We start from the raw sequence: 22,805 nt of genomic DNA, 5'->3' as shown, positions 1-22,805 counted from the left end.
AATTTTTTATGCATAAAAAGGATATTTCGCGAAAACAGCGTTTAATAAGCTATTGTGTTATTTATTTAACCGCTATTTACCCATTGCATCCTGCTTGGGGCTCTGTCATTACTTCATCTGATAAAACGATAACAATAAACCAGCAAAATAATATTCCTATTATTAATATTGCAACACCTAATGACAGTGGTGTTTCTCATAATAGGTTTAATGTCTTTAATGTTAATAAACAGGGGGCAGTACTTAATAATTCGCAAGTTGATGCTAATAGTCAATTAGCAAAAAAAATATCTGCTAATAAAAATTTAAAAGGTAATACGGCTAATTTAATTATTAATGAAGTTGTCGGTAATAGTCGTTCACAGTTATTAGGTAAATTAGAAGTTGCAGGACAACAAGCGGATGTTTTAATTGCTAATCCTAATGGAATTAGTTGTGATGGTTGCTCATTTATTAATACTCCATCAATTACTCTCACGACGGGAAAGCCTCAATTTAGCCCTCAAGGTACCTATTCGGCACTAGAAGTAAAAAAAGGCAGTATTGTTATTGGTAAGCAAGGTATGAATGCCGATTTGCAAAATTATGCCGATATTATTAGTCGTAGTATTGAAATAAATGGAAAGATAAATGCTAAAAATCTCTCTTTAATGCAAGGGAATAACCATATTGATTTCGGCAAAGGGACAGTAAATAGCATTAATGGAGAAGGTGTAAAACCGACCGTCGCTATTGATACAAAAGCATTGGGTGGAATGTATGCCAATCAAATACGCTTAGTTAGCACAGAAAAGGGGGTCGGTGTTAATTTAACTGATATTCAAACAAAACAAAATAGTATCAATTTAACAGTTGATGGCAAAATTACCTTTAATGGCAATATTCAATCTGAGCAAGATATTAATGTTAGTAGCAAAGCGCTACAAATGAATAGTAATGCCAGCTTAAAAGCGCAAAGAGATATTACATTAGCAACTAATACGCTAACGAATCATAGTGATATTATCGCAGAAAAGGATATGCGTTTATTCGTAGATAAATTCACTAATAAAGGTGAAAAAGCGCTTATTCAAGCAAAAGATAATTTATGGATACAAAAAAATGCACAGGGTGAACCAAGTAGTTTAATTGAAAATCAATCAGCCACCATAAAAACAGAAAAGGGTGATTTGATTATTAGAACCAAGAAATTGGTTAATGAATCTATTACTCCTTTATTTAAAGAAATAAAGCAAGAGCCTGATTCTACATCGTCTATAAATATAGGTACTCATTTTCTTCATCCTTACAATAGTCCTACGAATAATTTCCTTATAATTATTTTACTTGCTGAATTAAAAGAACTCTCTGATAAAAAGTGGTTTGATATATTAGATTTAAAAAATAATGGAGGTGTTAATGTAGAACGCTCATTATTTGAAAAGAATAAAAAGTATGTTCCTAGTGTTATTTATTCTGGTAAAAATTTATATATACAATCTAACGAGTTTTTTAATACCCAATCTGATATTTTTGCAACTAATGATCTTATCGCAACGGGAAACAATGCAAAAGTATACTATTATCGGTTTGGACACCTTAATAAATGGGATCTTTATTCTCATGATAATGCTCATATTTTTTATCGAGATGATGTAAATAAATATAATATTGATGAAACTAAATTTCAAAAAATAGTTCATTTTATTCCCTTTACTAAAACTGGAAGTCATTATGAATTTATTGTAGATAGTGCTTCTGAATATATGATAAAAGCAGGTAATAATTTAGTTTTAGATTTTAAAGATAGTATAGCGTTAGAACGTAAATTTCCATTTTTAGAAAAAGAAATTAAAAAGTATAGAAGAATATCTGATTTTGAAAGTACTATATTAGCTAAAAATATACTATTAAATGCTAATAATTTAAATATCTCATTAAATTTAAAATCAAGTAACTCTTTATCTGTTATTGCTAATAAAAATATAAATATAAGTAATTCAAATTTATTATCTGGTGATATTATAAATTTAACAGCAATTGATAATGTTAATTCTGAAAATATAGATGTAACGGCAAAGCATTTTTCCATCATAACTAAGAATGGAGATATTAATTATTCATTTAGCCCTATAGCCTCTTATACTCTGAATAGCATTAAGGCACCATTTATTGATGTGTCTGAAAAAATAGACTTTTATTCAGGTAAAAACATTTATATTTCAAATGTAATAATTAATGAATCAAATGAAAAAAGTTTATCAGCATTAGAGAATATTAAAATAAAACGTGATGAGTCTTTATTTTTCAATCTAATGCCAACTTTTAGAGATGAACAATATATTCCAGCGTTTTTATTTAATATGGGGCTTTGGAAAAGTAAGAATAATATAAGCTTGATGGCTGGTAAAGATATTGTTAGTCAGGGAATAAAATATTATAGTAACAAAGAAATAACTTTTAATGCAGGACAAGATATTTTTCTTGCCTCAAAATTAATAAAAGAAGCCGCTCCTTTTTTCAGTGATATTCATTACCCCCAACTACAATCTAAATTATTTTCAGATAATAACCTTATTTTAAATGCCGCGCGTGATATTGATTTAAGTTCAACAGTATTAAATTCAAAAGATAAAGTTATTGTATTAGCGGGTAGAAATATAAAACTGGGTGCAAATGCTTATTCCGCCATCAAAGATCCCCACGAAGATGCGCAAGACATTCAATATGCCACCACATCCATTATGGGAAATAAAGGTATTTCTATTGCATCATCAGGCTCACTCACAACAGAAGGAAGTTCACTTAAATCAGAGGGGGATATTGCTATTTCCAGTGGTGGCAATATCCAATTGGGATCAGTAAGAACACATTTTCGTAAAGAGTCGGACTCAGAGTTAGAAGAACTTCGTAAACAAGTCAGTACTGAAATTAATAGCGGTAATCATCTAACACTATTATCTGAGGGCAGTATTTTATTTCAGGCCTCTCAATTGGCTGCTAATAAAAAGATGGATATTGCTGCTAAAGGTGGATTTCTTTATGCACAGGCAATGGAAGAATCCAGTTACTATGAAGAAGAAAAGAAAAAATGTAATTGGTGGACACTGTGTGCGACTAAAAAGAAATATACCAAAACATTTAATAACACAACGAATAAAGTTACCGAGTTTATTGCTAATGACGATATTAATTTAATTGCTAAAGATGATATCACTTTAGAAGCAAGCAAATTAGAGACAGCAAAGAATGCCAAATTAACCAGTAAAACAGGAGGCATTAATTTTAAAGCGGTGAAAGATACTGCTTTTAAACAAGTTATTACTCGTTCAAAAGATATATATATCACTCAACGTAATCAGGGATACACCAAGGGAACATGGCTATTACCTGAACTCTATATTGGCGGAAAGCTGACTATTGATGCGCCAAAAGGCATATCTGCAGATATTAAAGCCAAAAAAGAGCAATCTTTAGAGCAGGCATTAACTGCCTTAAGTAACACACCAGAATATGCTTGGCTTAATGCGCTCCAACGTCAAGAAAATATTAATTGGAATTTAGTGAAAGACACTTATTCCAGTTGGGATGATAAAACCCAGCAGTTAAATCCAGTTGTTGGTGCGGTTATTGCCATCGCGGTAGGGGTTGCAACTTATGGTACGGCAACAGCTGCCTCAATAGGAGGAATGGCAAGTAATGCAACTATTGCTGCAGGAGCCTCTGCGGGGGTTGCGTCAACGGCATCAGTTGCGGCACAAGCCGGTTTTGCTTCTTTAGTTTCGCAAGCTGCGGTCTCTTTAGCCGAAAATCAAGGCAATATTTCTAAAACATTTGGCTCCTTAAGTCGCAGTGATACGGTGAAATCCATTGTCACCAGTATGGCCGTTGCAGGCACCTTGCAAGGTCTTGACCAATTTATGGTTTGGGATCAAGCAATACAGGGGGGAACATTACCGACAACAGGCAAGTTGCTTGCGACGGATAATGCCACATGGACTCAAGTTGCTCAACGCGTTGCCTCACAGTCAGTAGTGAGTTCTACACTGGGCACAGCCATTCAAGGTGGCAGTTTTATTGATAATTTTAAAACTGCGCTATTAAGCCATATCGGCAGTCAATTTCACGCTGAAGGTGCCAATCTCATTGGTGATAACGGTGCGATATTAGGGCATGCAGGAAAGGTTTTAAGCCATTCTGTTGTTGCAGGAGTGAGCGCTGAAATTGCAGGAGGCAGTGTAACAGGTGCAGTAGCCGGCGCCTTGGCAGCAGAAATAGCGGCAATATCGCTCAACGATAATTTAATTAAGACAGAACAGTGGCGAGAACAACAAGCTCAAAAAAGTCGTTTGGTGGGGGCTTTTGCTGGTTTAGTTGCAACAGGTAAAGCGGAGGGCGTTATAAGTGCGGCTAATTCGGCTGAATTAGTAGAACGTTATAATAGACAACTTCATTTAGAAGAAACAAAAGCAATTAATAAATTAGCCAATGGAGATAAAAATAAGTTAGAACGCTTATTAGCTGCATCTTGTCGGAAAGTTTATTGTATTGCTCAGGAATCATTAAATTCATCAGAAAGAAATTATTATGAATCTTTAATGAAAAAATACCCACATACACATGAGGAAGATTCATTACTTTCAGATTATTGGATAACAAAAGAAAGAACAAGGATTGGGGGAAACTATCCACTATTTAGTGGTTATGAAAATATTAAGTTATTCACTTATACAGAAATTGATAAATTAACAGATAGTGAAATTTTTGCAAGAAATCAATGGATTGAAAATGCGAGTGATTTTACAGGATGGGATAAAGTAACACTTGAAAATTTAACTTCAGTGATTGCACTAGGAGCATCGATAACTAAGCGTAATGGTAATAGAATTTATGGACCTATTAGATTTAATGCCAATAAAACGCAATTTATACCAAGAAATGATATTTATTTTATTGACAAATCAGGAAATAAAATCACAATGAAATGGATGTACCAAGGTACAATAGCAGAGCAAGGAATGACATTTGAAAATTTTATTGGGCTATCAAATAAACGACTGAAACGATTACATCTTAACGCTAAAACATTTGACTATTATGATGATAAGACAGATGAATATATTAGTGTAAAGACATTAAATACCCAAACTGAATCAAGGCTTAAAAATCCAAAATCAATAGAAAATACACTAAATACATATATTTCAACTATAGATAAATATTCGGGAGAAAAAAAGGGAGGAGTTGATATTTTACCAAGTGATATTAAATCAAAAACTCTAGAATTAGGTGTTCCTGCAAGAACAACCAAACAACAATGGGATGCTATTAATAATTCTATTAAAAATGCATCTTCAAAAAATATTAAGGTTAATATTACAATAGTTGAGGAATAAATAGTGTCTATATCAAAGAAAAATACCTTAAGAGCAAGTGTCTATTTTAATAATGATTATTATATTATAACAACACTTTCAAAAATCGGTATTTATTTGATTGATTTTAAAAAAGGTTATAAGGTTTTATCCAAAGATCCATTTGATGCAGATTTGGGTTTCTTTACAAGAAATGCATTAATCCAAAGCGAAATATTAGATGCTAATTCATCTGAATATCATGAAATGCGTAATAACGAAGGATTATATTCTGAATGGGTAAAAAAAATAATTAAAGAATGTAATTATAAAAATAAAACGACACTATTCAAAAACATGAACTTATGTAATGTGAATGTGACTGATGGTATTATATCTATTATTCCTTATGATCACTTACGATTGGATCATTGGATTGGTAAAAGTATGCCTAACAATGCAATTATTACATTAAAAACCAATTGTAGTGATGAGGTTTTAGGTGCTTCAATAAAAAAAGCTTTTACACGTTGTATTAGCTGTAAAGTTTAAATGGATATTAAATAAAATCACTTTATTCATACTATGTATAAAGTGATTTTTTGTTATATATACAAGGTGTTATAAATAAATATAACATTTTAACTAACTATTACTGCTATAAAACCAATAGTAGATCAAGAAAAATAAAGTGATAGCATATGACTAAAAATGAAATATACATAGATATGATGTATTGGATTTTACCTCAATTAAGAAATATTCAGTCCAGAGGAATGATAGCAAAAGCAAAAGATAAATCTTGTTATTATGAGTTACAGTTAATTCATAATTTACCCAAAAAAATACTTAGTCAAGATTTTGATGAAAGTGATATCTCATTTTTAAATTATCAAGCTAAAACATATATTGAAAAATGCAGTTCGAAAATAAGTATATTATATGATGGTAATGTTAGGTATATAAAAATGTTATTTGATTTAGTTCCTAATGAATTACGACATCAATTACGATGGAATGGGCCAACCAATTAAATTGAGGATATTTATAGAAAAATCATTGAAAAACCCATCCACAATTAAAACCGAATTATCTAGAGGTGGAATTGAATATAGATTACCTAATGGGCAAGGTGTTCGATATAATGCAGATGGTTCTTTTTCTGGTTTTCTTGATCTTAAAAGAGGTAATAACTCATGATCGATTCTAACTTTGAAATTGATTTTGTAAGTGACAATAAATATAAGAATATTACTGTTGAAATTTCATATAAAAAACAAATGCTTTGTAAATTAAATAAAGATAGTGGAGCGGATAAAATAGAAATTGAATTTTTTAATGATAGTCGGTATTTAAGTGAAGATGTGAAGCATAAATTTAATTTAGATGATTTTATGGCCATTTTGAATAGTGCAAAATTAGATTTAATTAATACCTAAAATTATTCCATATTCAATTTTTAAAATATAACCATCACTTAATATAATTTTTAAAATATCAATTAAGTGATGGTGTTATTTTTACTGAAAATCCATCATGCTAATAATTAACATAATGTGGCGATAATCACCTGATCGGCATTAAATAACGCTGTTACGGTATCATTAATATGTAGCTTTTGTTGTGTAACATGCTGGTTAGAACAAGTCGCACACACTTCTAGTCCACCTTCTAACGTTACCACTAATTCACTATTTTCATTGCCCGTTTCAATTTGGGTTAGGGTGCCTGATAGCGCATTGTCATATTGTTGTGCTACAGAGGCGCCTTTTTCTATATTGACCCATGGCGCTTTAATTAAAACGAGTACTTCTTTGCCTTCTTTAAGATTTAGACGATCGGCGCTTTTTTCAGTTAACGCCGCGCGAATAACCGTTTTTTGATCAGCAAGCTGAACATTAACATGTTGTTGTACTTGTAAGTGATCGCGTTCAATAATGGTGCCAAAAAATTGGTTTCTGGCACTGGTCTGTAACGAAAAACGTGAAATAGCCGCTAAAAGGCTGTCTAAAGGTAATGAATCGTCTTTTAATACATCAAAGGCTTTTTGTTGAATTTGTCCTAGTAGATCATAAAGTTGTAGTAAGCGTTCACAATAATGAGTCAGTGTAGCGCCTCCACCCCCTTTACCGCCAGTTGCTCTATCAACCAGGAGTTCGTCAGCCAGTTGATTCATTTCATTGATGGCGTCCCAAGCACTTTTATAACTAATGCCCGCCATTTTCGCCCCTTGGCTAATTGAGCCTGTTGCTTTAATTTGTTTTAACAGCGCAACACGGCGTGGATCAGCAAAGAGCTTATCTTGAAGTTTCAGTGTCAGTAATATTTCTGCTTGCATAATGATAGGCTTCTTCTGGTTTGTCTGTTTATCGCATTTTTTGTGCCGACACAAAACGATAATTCTCTAGAATAGATACAACTATAGCGTTATTATTCGTTATTCGTGAAGAAATGCCAACTCTGGCTTTCCGAATATACCATGATAAAGAGGTTATCATGTTTGAATTATTGAAAAGTTTAGGGTTCGCTCTCTTGATGGTACCTGTTGTGATGGTACTTATCATGGGCATTATTTATGGTTTAGGCGAGATTTTTAACTTAATTTCACCTAGTCAGTCAAAGGCTGATAAAAAAGCATAATTACCCCTCTATTTAGAACAGCCCTTTATTGTGAAGGGCTGTTTTTAATACTCCTAAAATACTCCTCAAATACTCGTCATACTTCAAGTTGTCGCGGTATTGACTGAATTTCTATCTCCATTGCTATCTCTACTTTTGTCTCCCTATTCCTTGAATTATTTAGAGTATTTAGCTGTTAGCTATTTAACTTCAAGTTGTCGCGTTGTTGATTGCATTTCTATCTCCATTGATATCGCCATTTTTGTCTCCCTATTTATCGCTATATTTATTGATATATAACCAATTTTAATCAACTTATCCTTTCATTTTACGTTGTATCTTGATATATACAGCGTGGTTATTGTCCTATTTAAGTGGAACTCAACATGAAAAAATTATCAGGTAAGTTACTGGCTGGTGCGATTATCTCTTTTGCTTTAGTGAGCCAAAGTATGGCATCGGAAAAAATAACGGTATTTGCGGCGGCTTCTCTCACTAATGCGCTTAATGAAATTTCGGCACAATATAAACAGGAAAAACAAGCGGATGTCGTTGCTTCTTATGCATCCTCTTCAACACTTGCTCGCCAAATTGAGCAAGGAGCACCTGCAAATCTATTTATTTCTGCCGATCAGCAGTGGATGGATTATGTTATTAATAAGAATTTAATGGTGACTGATTCACGACATACATTATTAGGTAACGACTTAGTGTTAATTGCCCCTAAAGATAGCAAATTAAACAATGTTGTTATTAATAAGGATACTAAATGGAAATCCTTACTTAATGGTGGAAAATTAGCTGTGGGTGATCCAGATCATGTACCTGTTGGTATCTATGCTAAAGAGTCATTAGAATATTTAGGTGCATGGGATGTGGTGAGTCCGGAAATGGCACGCACTAATAATGTTCGCAGCGGCATGGCATTAGTTGAACGAGATGAAGCACCATTAGGTATTGTCTATGGCTCTGATGCTGTTGCCAGTGACAAAGTGAAAGTGGTTGGGGTATTCCCAACTGATAGTCACAAACCTGTTGAGTATCCAATGGCAGTTGTAAAAGGACAGGATAATAAAGCTGTTCGTGATTTTTATGACTATCTAAAAACACCTCAAGCCGCAGAAATTTTTAAGAAATACGGCTTTAGCCCACTTTAGGAATTATACTTTTGGAGATGTTAAGTGAATACGAATGGCAAGCGATTCTTTTAAGCCTTAAGGTATCGACAATTGCAGTAATAATTAGTCTTCCTTTTGGTATATTGATGGCTTGGCTATTAGTTAGGGTTCGTTTTCCCGGTAAATCATTGCTTGATAGCATTATTCATTTACCTTTAGTTTTACCTCCCGTTGTTGTTGGTTATCTATTATTAATTAGCATGGGGAGACGCGGATTTATTGGTGAATGGCTATATAATTGGTTTGGATTTAGTTTTACCTTCAGTTGGCGAGGGGCGGCACTTGCCTCAGCTGTTGTGGCATTTCCACTGATGGTAAGAGCAATTAGACTAGCACTAGAAGCTGTCGACCAACGTATGGAACAAGCGGCAAGAACATTAGGCGCATCACCATTACGTGTCTTTTTTACTATAACGTTACCATTATCTATGCCCGGCATTATTGCGGGGATCGTATTGGCCTTTGCTCGCTCATTAGGTGAATTTGGCGCCACAATCACTTTCGTCTCCAATATTCCAGGGGAAACCAGAACGATCCCTTTGGCTATGTATACGTTAATTGAAACACCGGGGGCAGAAATGGATGCCGCCCGTTTATGTGTCATTGCAATTATTTTGGCGCTCGTCTCTTTAATGGCTTCAGAGTGGCTAACTCGTTGGGGTCGTAAAAGATTGGGGGGCGTATGCTAGAGATGAATTTTAAACAGACACTGGGCTCTTTGTGTCTGGAAGTGAATACTCAATTACCAACAGAAAGTATCACGGCGGTATTTGGCTTATCTGGCGCAGGTAAAACGTCGCTCATTAATGTGATTGGTGGTTTAACCAAACCTGATTCAGGACATATTGTGTTAAATAATCACACATTGGTGGATATTGAGAAGAAAATTTATCTGCCACCCGAAAAGCGCAAAGTAGGCTATGTATTTCAAGATGCACGGCTATTTCCTCATTATACCGTAAAAGGAAATTTACTTTACGGTATGTCACCAACAATGAAAGTACAGTTTGATAGAATTATTTATCTATTAGGTATCGAACATCTACTTTCGCGTTTTCCTATTACGCTATCTGGTGGTGAAAAACAACGTGTGGCTATTGGACGTGCATTATTAACTGCACCCGATATTATGCTAATGGATGAACCATTGGCCTCTCTTGATTTACCCCGCAAGCGTGAATTATTACCCTATTTAGAAAAACTTTCACAAGATGTACAAATACCTATTTTGTATGTGAGCCATAGTCTAGATGAGATTATTCGACTTGCTGATAATGTGATTGTTATGGATGCCGGAAAAATTAAGGCAATGGGTAAGTTAGAAGATGTTTGGGCCAGTAGCGCATTACGCCCTTGGTTACAAAAAGAGACGTTAAGCAGTGTTGCAAATGTTATGGTCGTTGAACATCATAGCCATTATGCGATGACGGCGACCGCCTTTGGTAATCAAGTACTGTGGTTGCCACAAATAGAGGCAAAAATAGGTCGCGATGTGCGCGTTCGTATTGATGCTTCAGATGTATCGTTAACTACCACTCGCCCATCAAATAGTAGTATCCGTAATATATTACATATGAAAGTGGTCGAAATGATCAAACATGATGATCAGGTAGATGTGAAACTGGTTAATGATGGCAATTATTTATGGGCGCGGATCACCCCTTGGGCGAGAGATGAACTCAATATTCAAGAAGGGCAGTGGCTTTATGCGCAAATAAAAAGTATTTCACTAAGTCGCCATCTTTAATTTATTTTATTGATTTATAAAAATAAAGCCTCGTCATAGATGAGGCTTTGTTGTTTGAATAGCAAGTATTTAAGACAATATATATTTATGAATAGTCTCTGCAATACCGGGCTGATTATTATTTTTAGTCACCAGTTTAGCGCGTGCTTTGACCTCATCTGATGCGTTGCCCATAGCAACACCTAAACCAACATGCTCTAACATACTTAAGTCATTGAAGTTATCACCAAACGCCATAACATCACTCATCTTCATGCCATTGGCTTCAACCCAACGCTGTAAACGGCGACCTTTGCTATTACCTTTCTTGGCGATATCAACTTGATCGACCCAAGACCATTCACACTCTAAGCCGACTTGTTGTTCTACTTGTTCGATTAAAGCACGTAACTCATCGTGATTGGGGGTTGTGGTCGCTATTTTCCAGATAGAATCAACATGATGCATTGCTTGGTAAAAATCATCTACTTTGACTAAATTAGGGCGTTGTGCCAGAGGAAGAGTATCAGCCCAATTAAGTGTACGCTGTACGGCAGCGGTAAGTTGATCATACATCATTGCATCATCTGCATAGACTAAATGATGCACATCGGTTTGTTTAACCAAGTCGAGTACCGCGCGTGTTTCTTCGGGGGTTAAAGGATCAGATTCAAGCACTTTTTTACCGAGGTAGTCGTAAAGATAAGTACCATTACAACAGATAGCGGGTGTATCAAGATCTAGCGCTTGATAGAATGGATGAATAGCAACATGGTGACGACCTGTTACAATGAGTACTTTAACGCCCGCTTTTCTGGCAAGATTAAGAGCAGTTAAAGATCCCGGTAGGATACGTTTTTGGTCATCAAGCAATGTGCCATCAAGATCCAGTGCAATAACGCGATACGACATAATAAGCCCCTTGATAGTATAAAGATGCAATGATGCTGATGTTACACGTTAACCTAGCAAAGATAAACTAGCTTAATCATGACAGGTATCAGTTGGTTAAGTTATTATTCTTTATAAATCAATAGGTAATCGATTTTAAGGAGAAAGGATGAAACAGGTAGTCTACGTAGCAAGTCCAGAGAGTCATCAAATCCATGCGTATACATTAAATAGCGCGGGAGAGATGCATCTACTGCAGGTTGTTGAGGTTGCAGGACAAGTTCAACCTATGGTGGCTAGTGCAGATGGAAAACATCTTTATGTTGGCATTCGTCCTCATTTTAGTGTGGTGACCTTTGAAATCGCACCTGATGGCCAGTTAGAACAAAAAGCAATAACGGCAATTCCAAGTGCGCCGGTTCATTTGTGCTTGGATAAAACCGAACGCTTTTTGTTTGTTCCTTCTTATCACCAAGGTAACTTAGCGGTATTGCCGATTAATCAACAAGGTATTGCTCAAGCGCCGATACAACTTATTGAAGGATTAAATAAACCACACTCTTCTAATATTGATTGGCATAACAAGCAGCTTATTGTTCCCTGCTTAGGTGAAGATCATATTCGTCTATTTAATCTTTCAGAAGAGGGACATTTAAGTGAAGCGCGTAGCGAAGAGTTAACCACAGCAATAAATGCAGGGCCGCGTCATTTAGCGTTCAATCCTAATGGCGAAGTGTTTTATTGCCTTAATGAATTAGATGCAACAATCAATGTTTATCGCCGTATGGGTGATCTTTATCGTTTAATGCAAACCATCGATATTGTGCCAGAAACTTTCAATAGCACACGTTGGGCCGCTGATATCCATATTACCCCAGACGGGCGTTTCCTCTATGCCAGTGAACGTTCGGAAAGCTTGATGAGTGTAATGGCAGTTTCAGAAGCAGGGGATCATCTACAACCTGTAGGTCATTATACAACACAGACACAACCACGCGGTTTTAATCTTGATAATACAGGAAATTATCTCATTTCTTGCGGTCAGAAATCTGATTTTGTCTCTGTTTCTCGTATTGATAGGCAAACCGGCGCATTAACGGAATTAGCTTGTTATCCAGTCGGAAAAGGGGCGATGTGGGTCACTGTAGTCACCAAATAAGTATTGCTTGCTCTCTAGCGGTAGATGATGCCGCTAGAGATATTAAAACAAAATAATTAATTGGTAAGATTAACTGCTTTCTCAATTGCTTGAGTGAGTTTAGTGAGCTTTTCAGGTGATATAATATAAGGAGGCATAATATAAATCAGTTGACCAAAAGGTCGTATCCAAACCCCTTCATCGACAAAGTATTTCTGTAGTTTAGCCATATTGACTGGCTCAACCATTTCTACGACACCAATAGCACCAAGTACCCGCACATCTTTAACGCTTTTTGCTTGCTTTAAGGGTAATAATTCGGTTTTAAGTTGAGCTTCAATTTGGGCGACTTGATTAACCCAGTGACCTTGTTCTAATAGCGATAAACTAGCATTCGCCACCGCACAGGCAAGAGGATTCCCCATATAGGTAGGGCCATGCATAAAGCAACCTGCATCACCTTGGCTGATAGTATCGGCAATATGGCGTGTAGTTAACGTGGCAGATAGCGTCATATAACCACCTGTTAATGCTTTACCTACACACATAATATCGGGGGAGATCCCCGCGTGTTCACAAGCAAATAATTTACCGGTTCTGCCAAATCCAGTGGCGATTTCATCGGCAATTAATAACACATTAAATTCATCACATAACGCTCGAGCTTGTGTTAAATACTCTGGGTGGTATATGCGCATACCACCAGCCCCTTGGACGATTGGCTCTAGCATCACAGCGGCAATATGTTGATGATGTTGCGCTAATGTGGTGCGTAAAGCGTCTATATCAGTAGCGTCCCACGGTTGATAAAATCCGGTTTTTGGCGCTTCGACAAACAGATGATTCGGCAGGTAGCCTTTGTAGAGACTATGCATCGAATTGTCAGGATCACACACCGACATCGCGCCAAAAGTATCACCATGATAACCGCGTTTTAATGCCACAATGCGCTGGCGTTTTTCACCTTTTGCCTGCCAATATTGCAATGCCATTTTTATCGCCACTTCAACCGCTACAGAGCCTGAATCAGCGAGGAAAATACACTCTAGTGGTGCGGGAGTGATAGCCAATAGTTTTCGACATAGAGCAACCGCTGGGGGATGGGTGATACCGCCAAACATCACATGGGACATTGCTGCTAGTTGTTCTGTTACCGCCGTATTGAGTTCAGGGTGGTTATAGCCGTGGATCGCAGCCCACCATGAAGACATACCATCAATTAATTGTTTGCCATTCGCTAAAGTGAGTTCAACCCCTTTTGCACTTACGATTGGATAAGCCGGTAATGGGTTACTCATCGAGGTATAAGGGTGCCAAATATGGCGTAAATCAAAAGCAATATCATCGGGTGTCATTTTACTTTCCAGTTAATCATGTAAACCTAGCGTGATCAATTTTAGTTGACATGATAACCCTATTATTTAAACTGGCAATCACTTTTGAACAGGAGAATGTATTGTGAGTACGTTAAAACGTTGGACATTAAAAGAAGCTAGGGCACTGTTTGATATGCCATTTTTAGATTTGGTTTTTCAAGCGCAACAAGTGCATCGTCAACATTTTGATCCTTCACAAATTCAAGTCAGCACCTTACTGTCGATAAAAACAGGCGCTTGTCCTGAAGATTGTAAATATTGTGCCCAAAGTGCGCGCTATAAAACAGGGTTAGAAAAAGAGCGCTTAATGGAAGTACAACAAGTGATTGAATCAGCCAAAAAAGCAAAAGCAGCAGGTTCAACCCGTTTTTGTATGGGCGCGGCTTGGCGTAATCCACATGAGCGTGATATGCCTTATCTTGAGCAGATGGTCAAAGAAGTGAAAGCGCTAGGTATGGAAACCTGTATGACATTGGGTAAGCTTGATGATTCACAAGCCTCACGCTTAGCACAAGCAGGACTGGATTTTTATAACCATAATCTTGATACATCACCTGAGTTTTACGGTAGCATTATTACCACCCGGACATATCAAGACCGTTTAGATACCTTAGATAAAGTACGTAATGCGGGCATTAAAGTGTGCTCTGGAGGCATTTTAGGTTTAGGGGAAGAGGTCAAAGATAGAGCCGCTATGTTAGTGCAATTAGCTAACTTACCGCAACCGCCGGAAAGTGTACCTATCAATATGTTAGCCAAAATTAAAGGTACGCCACTGGCTGATAATGAAGATGTCGATCCCTTTGATTTTATTCGGACTATTGCTGTTGCTCGTATTATGATGCCTCGCTCTTATGTGCGACTTTCAGCAGGGCGTGAGCAAATGAGTGAACAAACGCAAGCATTTTGTTTTATGGCTGGCGCAAACTCCATTTTTTATGGTTGCAAATTATTAACGACTACGAATCCCACTGAAGATAAAGATCACCAATTATTCCGTAAGCTTGGTTTAAATCCTGAAAGATTATCTGTCTCGATGGGCGATCAGCAACAAGAAGACGCGTTGCTACAAGCTGTTGCTGAAAAAGACACCGAACAATTTTATAACGCGGCACTGTAATGAGTTGGCAAAACTATCTAGATAGGCGACTTAATGAGCGTAGAAATACGCCATTATGGCGAAAAAGACAGGTGATCCAGCATAGTAATGGACGCTATTTAACCACACTGTCTGGTGATAAATATGTTAATTTTTCTGGTAACGATTATTTAGGGATAAGCCAACATCCTGATGTTATTCAAGCATGGCAACGTGGTGCGAATGAATATGGTATAGGGAGTGGGGGATCGGGTCATATTACCGGTTTTACACAGGCCCATCAGCAGTTAGAGCAACAACTCGCTGACTGGTTAGGGTACGATCATGCGCTATTATTTTCTTCAGGCTATAGTGCTAATCAAGGTGTTATTGCGACATTACTTGAAAAAGAAGATGCCATCATTGCCGATAAACTTTGTCATGCTTCATTAATGGAAGCGGCTATCTTATCACCGGCGAGTTTATGGCGCTTTTTGCATAATTCTGCGCCATCTCTATCTCAGCGGCTTCATAAAACCTCTGCGAATAAAAGCTTAGTCGTGACAGAAGGGGTTTTTAGCATGGATGGTGATAAAGCGCCATTAGCGGCTATGGCAGAAATAAGTCAACAGCATCAGGCGTGGTTAATGGTTGATGATGCGCATGGTATTGGCGTGTTAGGTAAAGAAGGTAAAGGGAGTTGCCATGAAGCAGGGATTAAACCTGAGTTATTAATAGCGACTTTTGGTAAAGCCTTTGGTATTAGTGGTGCGGCTGTACTGTGTAATAAGGCGACTGCTGAGTTTTTCGAACAATATTCACGTCACTTAATTTACAGTACCTCAATGCCCCCCGCACAAGCCGTTGCTTTACATGCAGCGTTAAAAGTTATTAAACAAGATGATGAAGGACGAGAATATCTTCAACAACTTATTAGCTTTTTCCGTCAAGGTGTCTCATCACTTCCAGTCACATTATTACCTTCACAAACAGCCATTCAACCGTTAATTATTGGTGATGAACTACGCTGTCAACAACTTTCAGACTATTTACAACGTGAAGGTTTCTGGGTAAAAGCGATCTTTCCACCGACTGTACCCCCTCACAGCGCACGTTTACGCATTACTTTAACGACTCGTCACCAAATTTCTGACATTGCGATGTTAATCGAGCTTCTTCATGGTTTCTTCAATCAAAACAGATAAACAGCAGATAGCCCAGTGTTTTAGTAAAGCGGCTAGCCATTATGATCATCATGCCTCTATTCAACGTTATAGTGGCGATAAATTGATGTATTTAGCTCGCCACCAAGCAGGGGATAGGGTGCTAGATGCGGGGTGTGGCACTGGGTATTTCAGTCAAAAATGGCGACAACAAGGGCGGTTTGTTATCGCACTTGATTTATCTCATGCCATGTTACAAGTGGCGAGACAACAACAACGGGCTAATTGTTATTTACAAAGTGATATTGAGCACTGTGCGATCACCCCCCACAGCATAGATATCGTTTTTAGCAATTTAGCTATGCAGTGGTGTGATGATCTTACCATTGCGGTAAATAGCTTAATGAGTGTCGTCAATCCACAAGGGGCGCTCTATTTTTCTACGTTAGCAACATCAACGTTACAAGAGGTACGAGACGCTTGGCAGTTTCTTGATAACCACCAACATGTTAACCCGTTCCTCTCTTACCAACAGATTGAACAAGCCTGTAGTGGTTTTCAATATCAATTTGTGACTGAAAAGGTGACAGAACAATATGCATCATTGCCTGAGCTTTTTACCTCATTAAAAGGGGTAGGCGCGAATTTTGTGCAAGGAGAACGGCCAAAAGGATTAATGACACGCCAAAAACTGCGTCAATTAGAGCAAGTTTGGCGCAAAACAGACTCTGGTAAATATTTACTTACTTATGAACTCGTTATAGGAAAGATTTCTCATGGCTAAAACATGGTTTTTAACAGGAACAGATACCGAAGTCGGTAAAACCGTCGTAAGTAGTGCATTATTACAATGTGCTACACAACAAGGATATCAAACGGCGGGTTATAAACCTGTCGCATCTGGTAGCGAATGGTTACCTGAAGGTTTACGTAATAGTGATGCATTAACGTTGCAACAGTTTAGTAGCGTCCCTTTGGCTTATCAGCAAGTGAATCCCTATTGCTTTGAAACCCCCACATCACCTCATATTGTGAGCGAAGAAACAAAACAACCTATTGATTTTCAGGTTATGTCGAAGGGGTTATCTTATCTGCAACAACGCGCAGATTGGGTATTAGTTGAAGGTGCTGGGGGATGGTTTACGCCACTATCAGCAAACCAATTCTTTGCAGATTGGGTGATTGAAGAAAAATTACCCGTTATTTTAACGGTGGGTATTAAATTAGGTTGTATTAATCATGCATTATTAACGCAACAAGCTATTTGGCAATCAGGGTTGACTTTAGCGGGCTGGGTAGCAAATGAAGTAGAGCCTGCCGGACGGTATCAACAGCAGTATTTAGCTACTTTAATGACGCATATTAAAGCACCACTTTTAGGTAAAATTCCTTATTTAACACAAGACGTTAAACAACATAATTTTACCTCTTATCTTGATCTCTCTTATCTCAAATCACATTGATACATCATCATTGAGTCAATTTTAACAGCTTATTTTCATGTATAAAAAAATAAAAAAATTATTTTTTTGCTAAATATTAGGGTTATTTTTAATAAGAAAAAAAGCTGTAACCTACCGTGGTATAAGCACTTTGTTCAGTTATCCACTATTCCTGTGGATAACCTTGTGTATTACCATAATAAAAATACGCCAAATATAGAGAATACAAGGCATTGCTAAAGATTGGTGTTATTCTCAACTTTTATTTTTTATTGTTTATTATTAATAAGTTAAATAAAATCAATAGTGCGAAAGCGTCAACTTACTCTCAGTGATTTATCCCTAAAATAAGGGGTTGATTTTTTAAAAAACTTTTTGATTAAAATCTGGGGATAACTTAAATCCGTTATTCAGATTATTTTTTGTAAGATAGAGATTGAAGCTGGATTTTTATCCAGTATCATAAGGAGTGTCTGCGAGGAGATAAGAATATGAGCAAAGTTTTTAAACTGCATTCAGAATTTAAACCCGGTGGTGATCAACCTACTGCTATCGCTTCATTATGTGAAGGGTTAGAAGATGGACTTGCTCACCAAACCTTATTAGGGGTAACCGGATCAGGTAAAACCTTCACTATTGCCAATGTGATAGCTAACCTAAATCGTCCTACTATGGTATTAGCGCCAAACAAAACGCTAGCTGCACAGCTTTATAGTGAAATGAAAGAGTTTTTCCCTGAAAATGCGGTGGAATACTTTGTCTCTTATTATGACTACTATCAACCTGAAGCCTATGTGCCAAGCTCCGATACCTTTATTGAAAAAGACGCCTCTGTTAACGAACATATCGAACAAATGCGTCTATCGGCTACAAAGGCTCTCTTAGAGCGTAAAGACGTTATTGTGGTCTCTTCAGTTTCAGCTATTTATGGTTTGGGTGATCCTGATAGCTATTTAAAAATGATGCTACATTTAAGCAATGGCATGATTATTGACCAACGTGCGATTTTACGCCGACTTGCTGATTTGCAATATACCCGCAATGATCAGGCTTTTCAGCGCGGTACTTTCCGAGTCCGTGGTGAAGTGATCGATATCTTTCCGGCTGAATCTGATGACTACGCTTTACGTGTTGAATTATTTGATGAAGAGGTTGAGCGTTTATCGCTATTTGATCCTCTCACAGGGCAAATTCATTACAATGTGCCACGTTTCACCGTCTATCCTAAAACCCACTATGTTACGCCACGCGAACGTATTCTGGATGCGATGGAAAAAATCAAACAGGAGCTAGCTGAAAGACGTAAGGTGCTATTAGCCAATGATAAATTGGTTGAAGAGCAGCGAGTTACCCAGCGCACTCAATTTGATTTAGAAATGATGAATGAATTGGGGTATTGCTCAGGTATTGAAAACTACTCCCGCTATCTTTCTGGTCGTGGGCCTGGTGAGCCACCACCAACGCTATTTGATTATTTGCCTGCTGATGGGTTATTAGTGATTGACGAATCACACGTTACTATTCCGCAAATTGGCGGCATGTATAAAGGCGACCGCTCACGTAAAGAGACGTTAGTAGAATATGGCTTCCGGTTGCCTTCTGCGTTGGATAACCGTCCATTGCGTTTTGAAGAGTTTGAAGCATTAGCACCACAAACCATTTATGTCTCAGCAACACCGGGCAAATATGAGCTAGAAAAATCAGGTAATGACATTGTAGAACAAGTGGTTAGACCTACAGGCTTACTTGATCCGGTGGTTGAAGTTCGCCCTGTTGCCACACAGGTTGATGATTTATTATCAGAAATACGTATACGAGCAGCTAAAAATGAACGTGTATTAGTGACAACATTAACAAAACGTATGGCGGAAGATCTGACCGAATATCTTGAAGAGCATGGTGAACGGGTACGTTATTTGCACTCAGATATTGATACCGTCGAGCGGGTTGAAATTATCCGAGATTTACGTCTAGGTGAATTTGATGTGCTGGTGGGGATAAACTTACTTCGTGAAGGGTTAGATATGCCAGAAGTCTCTCTTGTGGCGATTTTAGATGCAGATAAAGAGGGATTCTTACGTTCAGAACGTTCGCTTATTCAGACGATTGGTCGTGCTGCTCGTAACCTTGAAGGTAAAGCTATTTTATATGGCGATAAAATAACAGATTCTATGGCGAAAGCTATTGGTGAGACAGAACGTCGTCGGGAAAAACAGCAACAATTTAACCTTGAACATGGCATTGTGCCAAAAGGCTTAAATAAGAAAATTGGTGATATTCTTAAGATTGGTCAACCGACTCAAGGCCGTAATAAGAAAGGACATAAAGCGGTTGATACTCATGAAGATTATCCATTACTTTCTACGGCTGAATTAGAAAAAGAAATTCAGCGCTTAGAAACGGAAATGTATCAACATGCTAAAGATCTTGAATTTGAAAAAGCGGCTCAAACACGGGATAAATTACAAACTTTGCGTGCGCAATTTATTGCTAATTCTTAATAAGAACATTTAAGTAGATTAGCTTACAGGGGGGCGTTATAACGTTTATAACGCTCTTTTTTGTTATTTCTTTATCACTTTTTATTTATTTTGTTATTCCCTTCCTGGCAGGCAATCAACTGTTTAAATATTACAACTAACAAACAGTCAATGATTTACAAAGATAAAAAAGACATTAAGGATAGTGAATGAGTGGTTATGTGTATGCAGGGTTTCCAAGCTCTGTAGGAGTCATTATTGGTGTTTTTTTCCTCGTGGTACTTTTTAAGTGGTTACGCAACTTTGCCGTGCAAGACAATAAATTATCAACCTCTGCAATGCCAGCAACAACTGATCCAGAGTCTGCGTTATCTACTCCAACAACGGAAGGTTCAGTAAATCAGCTATTACCTAATGAATGGGGATTATATGTTGCAGCCCCTTATGCTGTCATGAATGAATGGGCATATAACGAATATAATCAAGGTAAAGATGATGGTGGGCTATCAGCGGCTTGGGGAGTTAATGATCGGTGGGATTTAATCTACCAATTATTTTGGTTGCTGACTCAAGGTCATACCAATGACTTTTACCAGTTACGTGACCAGATTTTGAATGGCAAAGAAGAAGATATTCAATCATTAAAAAACGATATTTTATTATCTGATTTAACTGAAAATGATAAAAATGAACGTTTATGGCAAATCGATATGATGAACACCAATCGAATGAATATCCAAAATGTAAAATATCTTATTTGGGATCTTTGTCGTTTTAACAAGCTTTGCTTAGAAGGCTGCCAACAAGGTTATATTACCCAGCAAGAAGCACAAACATGGTCATTAATGAGTGCATCAATGCTACGTCGTATTTATGATGGTTGGGAAGATATGTGGCAAAACTTTATTGCTACTCGTTGGTTATGGGCAAGTGGTGATCAAAATTGGGCATCATCACATCAAACATTTTCCGATGTCGTACAAAATATACTCAAAGCAGAAAATACCTTAGCGACAGAAGAAAACTGGGTGATGGAGCTACCCCCATTAGATTTAATGTCTTTTACACGAGCCGTAGCTGGATTAGGTTTTATGAAAAATGATGTGCCTATGTCACTGGCTGAAATAGAAGAAATGATCAGCGAACGCATTACTTTAAAAACACTTAATAGCTAATTGTCTATTTGTAAAACAAAATTACACAGTTAAAGTAAGAAAATAATCTAATAAAGACTAATTAACCGCACTGAGATAGATAATGATTTTAGTGCGGTTTTTTGATTGGTATAACGATTAACTCGCTGTACAAGCGGTATTACGTTGACCTAATTGCTGAAGTGTTAATTCAATAGCTTTACTTAATAGGTGCCTATCATGACGGTAAGGAATATCTTTCGCCTCTAATTGCGCTTGAACAATCAATCGTCCTTTCATTGATTCATATTGTGTTTCTGGACTAATAATCACGGCATCAATAGTTTGTAAGCCAATATAGGTTTCCATCATGGCGATTTTATCTGACATCGTCATACTTGCAGCCGCAGGGCTAAGCTCTTTACCTAAATTACCAATATAAATAGTAGTGGCACTGCTACGACGTAATGCTTTAGCTAAATCAGGTAGCAACAATAAAGGCATCAAACTGGTAAAAAAACTGCCCGGGCCAATTAAAATTAAATCAGCTTGCTCAATGGCTTCAATGGCTTCTCGTGTGGTGGTGACGTCTGGATAGAGTTTTAATTGACGAGGCATCCTCGGTAAATTATCTACATTGACCTCGCCATAGATTTCATTTCCTTCATCATCAATGGCCATTAAATCAACCGCTTGTTCTGACATAGGAATAAGATGAGCATTGACTCTAAGTAGACCGCGGATAAGATTAATTGCTTCTAATGGGCGAACGCTTAAGTTATCTAAGGCCTTTAGCATAAGATTACCTAAGTTGTGTCCAGCAAGCTCTCCTGTGCCGGAGAAACGGTATTCAAACATCGCAGAAGCAACGGAAGGCTCTGTGATTAATTGATTAATACAATTGCGCATATCTCCCCACGCGATACCGCCTTCGTCTTTACGAATACGTCCCGTGGAGCCACCATTATCTGTTGTCGTGACAATCCCCGTAAGGCGAGTTCCTAAATAGGAGAGTGCTGAAAGCACACGTCCAAGGCCATGACCTCCACCAAGGGCTACAACACGATCTAAATCACTTAGCGTGCGATTTCGCATAATTGTCTTACTCACTTTTAAAAATTTGCCGCTAATTTATCACAATTATAATTTAAGCCTATGATCACGGCGTGATTTCATCACATTCTTAATCTTGAATGAGTATCGATTGCTGGTTATTTAGACAAATAAAAGGGAAGAGTAAGGGGAGTG

At 37.3% G+C, this 22,805-nt stretch carries 19 protein-coding genes; 15 read left to right on the top strand and 4 right to left on the bottom strand.

The features are described from left to right. The first annotated feature begins 8 nt into the window (after window positions 1-8). From HMPREF3129_RS08985 to HMPREF3129_RS08970, 4 genes are all read left to right on the top strand, one after another. A complete protein-coding gene (locus tag HMPREF3129_RS08985) occupies window positions 9-5,375 on the top strand; it encodes a two-partner secretion domain-containing protein (RefSeq protein ID WP_036919989.1) in 5,367 nt (1,788 codons plus the stop codon). Between the two features lie 3 nt (window positions 5,376-5,378). Next, on the top strand, window positions 5,379-5,885 hold the full coding sequence (locus HMPREF3129_RS08980; protein WP_036919990.1) for a contact-dependent growth inhibition system immunity protein: 507 nt from the start codon (window positions 5,379-5,381) through the stop codon (window positions 5,883-5,885). 149 nt (window positions 5,886-6,034) lie between these two features. Further along, window positions 6,035-6,367: a hypothetical protein gene (locus HMPREF3129_RS08975; RefSeq protein WP_004252172.1), complete on the top strand. Its 333-nt coding sequence runs from the start codon at window positions 6,035-6,037 to the stop codon at window positions 6,365-6,367. A 162-nt stretch (window positions 6,368-6,529) separates the two neighbouring features. After that, window positions 6,530-6,772 carry a hypothetical protein gene (locus HMPREF3129_RS08970; RefSeq protein WP_036919992.1) on the top strand — a complete coding sequence of 81 codons (243 nt, stop codon included), beginning with the start codon at window positions 6,530-6,532 and terminating at the stop codon, window positions 6,770-6,772. A gap of 107 nt (window positions 6,773-6,879) precedes the next feature. On the opposite strand, the gene modE is transcribed toward HMPREF3129_RS08970, so the two are convergent. Then, window positions 6,880-7,671: a molybdenum-dependent transcriptional regulator gene (gene modE / locus HMPREF3129_RS08965; RefSeq protein WP_004244449.1), complete on the bottom strand. Its 792-nt coding sequence runs from the start codon at window positions 7,669-7,671 to the stop codon at window positions 6,880-6,882. 158 nt (window positions 7,672-7,829) lie between these two features. Here modE and HMPREF3129_RS18325 point away from each other — a divergent pair, with 158 nt between their 5' ends. From HMPREF3129_RS18325 to modC, 4 genes are all read left to right on the top strand, one after another. Next, window positions 7,830-7,973, top strand: coding sequence for an AcrZ family multidrug efflux pump-associated protein (locus HMPREF3129_RS18325; RefSeq protein ID WP_004247559.1), 144 nt, complete (start codon window positions 7,830-7,832; stop codon window positions 7,971-7,973). A 365-nt stretch (window positions 7,974-8,338) separates the two neighbouring features. Next, window positions 8,339-9,109 carry a molybdate ABC transporter substrate-binding protein gene (gene modA, locus HMPREF3129_RS08960; RefSeq protein ID WP_004244452.1) on the top strand — a complete coding sequence of 257 codons (771 nt, stop codon included), beginning with the start codon at window positions 8,339-8,341 and terminating at the stop codon, window positions 9,107-9,109. A gap of 17 nt (window positions 9,110-9,126) precedes the next feature. Further along, window positions 9,127-9,819: a molybdate ABC transporter permease subunit gene (modB, locus tag HMPREF3129_RS08955; protein WP_004244453.1), complete on the top strand. Its 693-nt coding sequence runs from the start codon at window positions 9,127-9,129 to the stop codon at window positions 9,817-9,819. Next, window positions 9,813-10,877, top strand: coding sequence for a molybdenum ABC transporter ATP-binding protein ModC (gene modC / locus HMPREF3129_RS08950; protein WP_004244454.1), 1,065 nt, complete (start codon window positions 9,813-9,815; stop codon window positions 10,875-10,877). Before modB ends, modC begins: the two co-directional genes overlap by 7 nt. Before the next feature lie 69 nt (window positions 10,878-10,946). Here modC and HMPREF3129_RS08945 read toward each other — a convergent pair whose 3' ends face one another. Further along, complete coding sequence (locus tag HMPREF3129_RS08945) at window positions 10,947-11,768, bottom strand: pyridoxal phosphatase (RefSeq protein WP_012367674.1); 822 nt, start codon at window positions 11,766-11,768, stop codon at window positions 10,947-10,949. Window positions 11,769-11,916: 148 nt separating this feature from the next. Between HMPREF3129_RS08945 and pgl the strand changes: the two genes are divergently transcribed. Continuing rightward, the gene (gene pgl / locus HMPREF3129_RS08940; RefSeq protein ID WP_036919993.1) at window positions 11,917-12,906 is read left to right on the top strand and encodes a 6-phosphogluconolactonase; all 990 of its coding nucleotides are present in this window, start codon (window positions 11,917-11,919) and stop codon (window positions 12,904-12,906) included. A 56-nt stretch (window positions 12,907-12,962) separates the two neighbouring features. Here the strand turns inward: pgl and bioA are convergent, their stop codons facing one another. Further along, window positions 12,963-14,240, bottom strand: coding sequence for an adenosylmethionine--8-amino-7-oxononanoate transaminase (gene bioA, locus HMPREF3129_RS08935; RefSeq protein ID WP_017827749.1), 1,278 nt, complete (start codon window positions 14,238-14,240; stop codon window positions 12,963-12,965). A gap of 103 nt (window positions 14,241-14,343) precedes the next feature. Here bioA and bioB point away from each other — a divergent pair, with 103 nt between their 5' ends. From bioB to HMPREF3129_RS08905, 6 genes are all read left to right on the top strand, one after another. Continuing rightward, window positions 14,344-15,381, top strand: coding sequence for a biotin synthase BioB (bioB, locus tag HMPREF3129_RS08930; protein WP_017628468.1), 1,038 nt, complete (start codon window positions 14,344-14,346; stop codon window positions 15,379-15,381). After that, window positions 15,381-16,544, top strand: coding sequence for an 8-amino-7-oxononanoate synthase (bioF, locus tag HMPREF3129_RS08925; protein ID WP_036919994.1), 1,164 nt, complete (start codon window positions 15,381-15,383; stop codon window positions 16,542-16,544). Before bioB ends, bioF begins: the two co-directional genes overlap by 1 nt. Next, window positions 16,519-17,286 (top strand): malonyl-ACP O-methyltransferase BioC, encoded by a 768-nt coding sequence (gene bioC, locus HMPREF3129_RS08920; protein ID WP_036919995.1) that lies wholly within the window; start codon window positions 16,519-16,521, stop codon window positions 17,284-17,286. Before bioF ends, bioC begins: the two co-directional genes overlap by 26 nt. After that, window positions 17,279-17,965: a dethiobiotin synthase gene (bioD, locus tag HMPREF3129_RS08915; protein WP_004247565.1), complete on the top strand. Its 687-nt coding sequence runs from the start codon at window positions 17,279-17,281 to the stop codon at window positions 17,963-17,965. The genes bioC and bioD overlap by 8 nt, the downstream gene beginning before the upstream one ends. A 470-nt stretch (window positions 17,966-18,435) precedes the next feature. Further along, window positions 18,436-20,445, top strand: coding sequence for an excinuclease ABC subunit UvrB (gene uvrB / locus HMPREF3129_RS08910; RefSeq protein WP_004247566.1), 2,010 nt, complete (start codon window positions 18,436-18,438; stop codon window positions 20,443-20,445). Between the two features lie 188 nt (window positions 20,446-20,633). Further along, complete coding sequence (locus HMPREF3129_RS08905; RefSeq protein ID WP_004252144.1) at window positions 20,634-21,599, top strand: DUF1266 domain-containing protein; 966 nt, start codon at window positions 20,634-20,636, stop codon at window positions 21,597-21,599. Between the two features lie 117 nt (window positions 21,600-21,716). Here HMPREF3129_RS08905 and HMPREF3129_RS08900 read toward each other — a convergent pair whose 3' ends face one another. Further along, complete coding sequence (locus HMPREF3129_RS08900) at window positions 21,717-22,652, bottom strand: gluconeogenesis factor YvcK family protein (protein ID WP_004244471.1); 936 nt, start codon at window positions 22,650-22,652, stop codon at window positions 21,717-21,719. Window positions 22,653-22,805 lie beyond the last annotated feature (153 nt).

This window comes from Proteus sp. HMSC14B05 (assembly GCF_001808035.1).
GTDB classification, from domain to species: Bacteria; Pseudomonadota; Gammaproteobacteria; order Enterobacterales; family Enterobacteriaceae; genus Proteus; species Proteus mirabilis.
The sequence above is the reverse complement of the archived record's forward strand: the minus strand, read 5'-3'. Positions and strand labels throughout refer to the sequence as shown.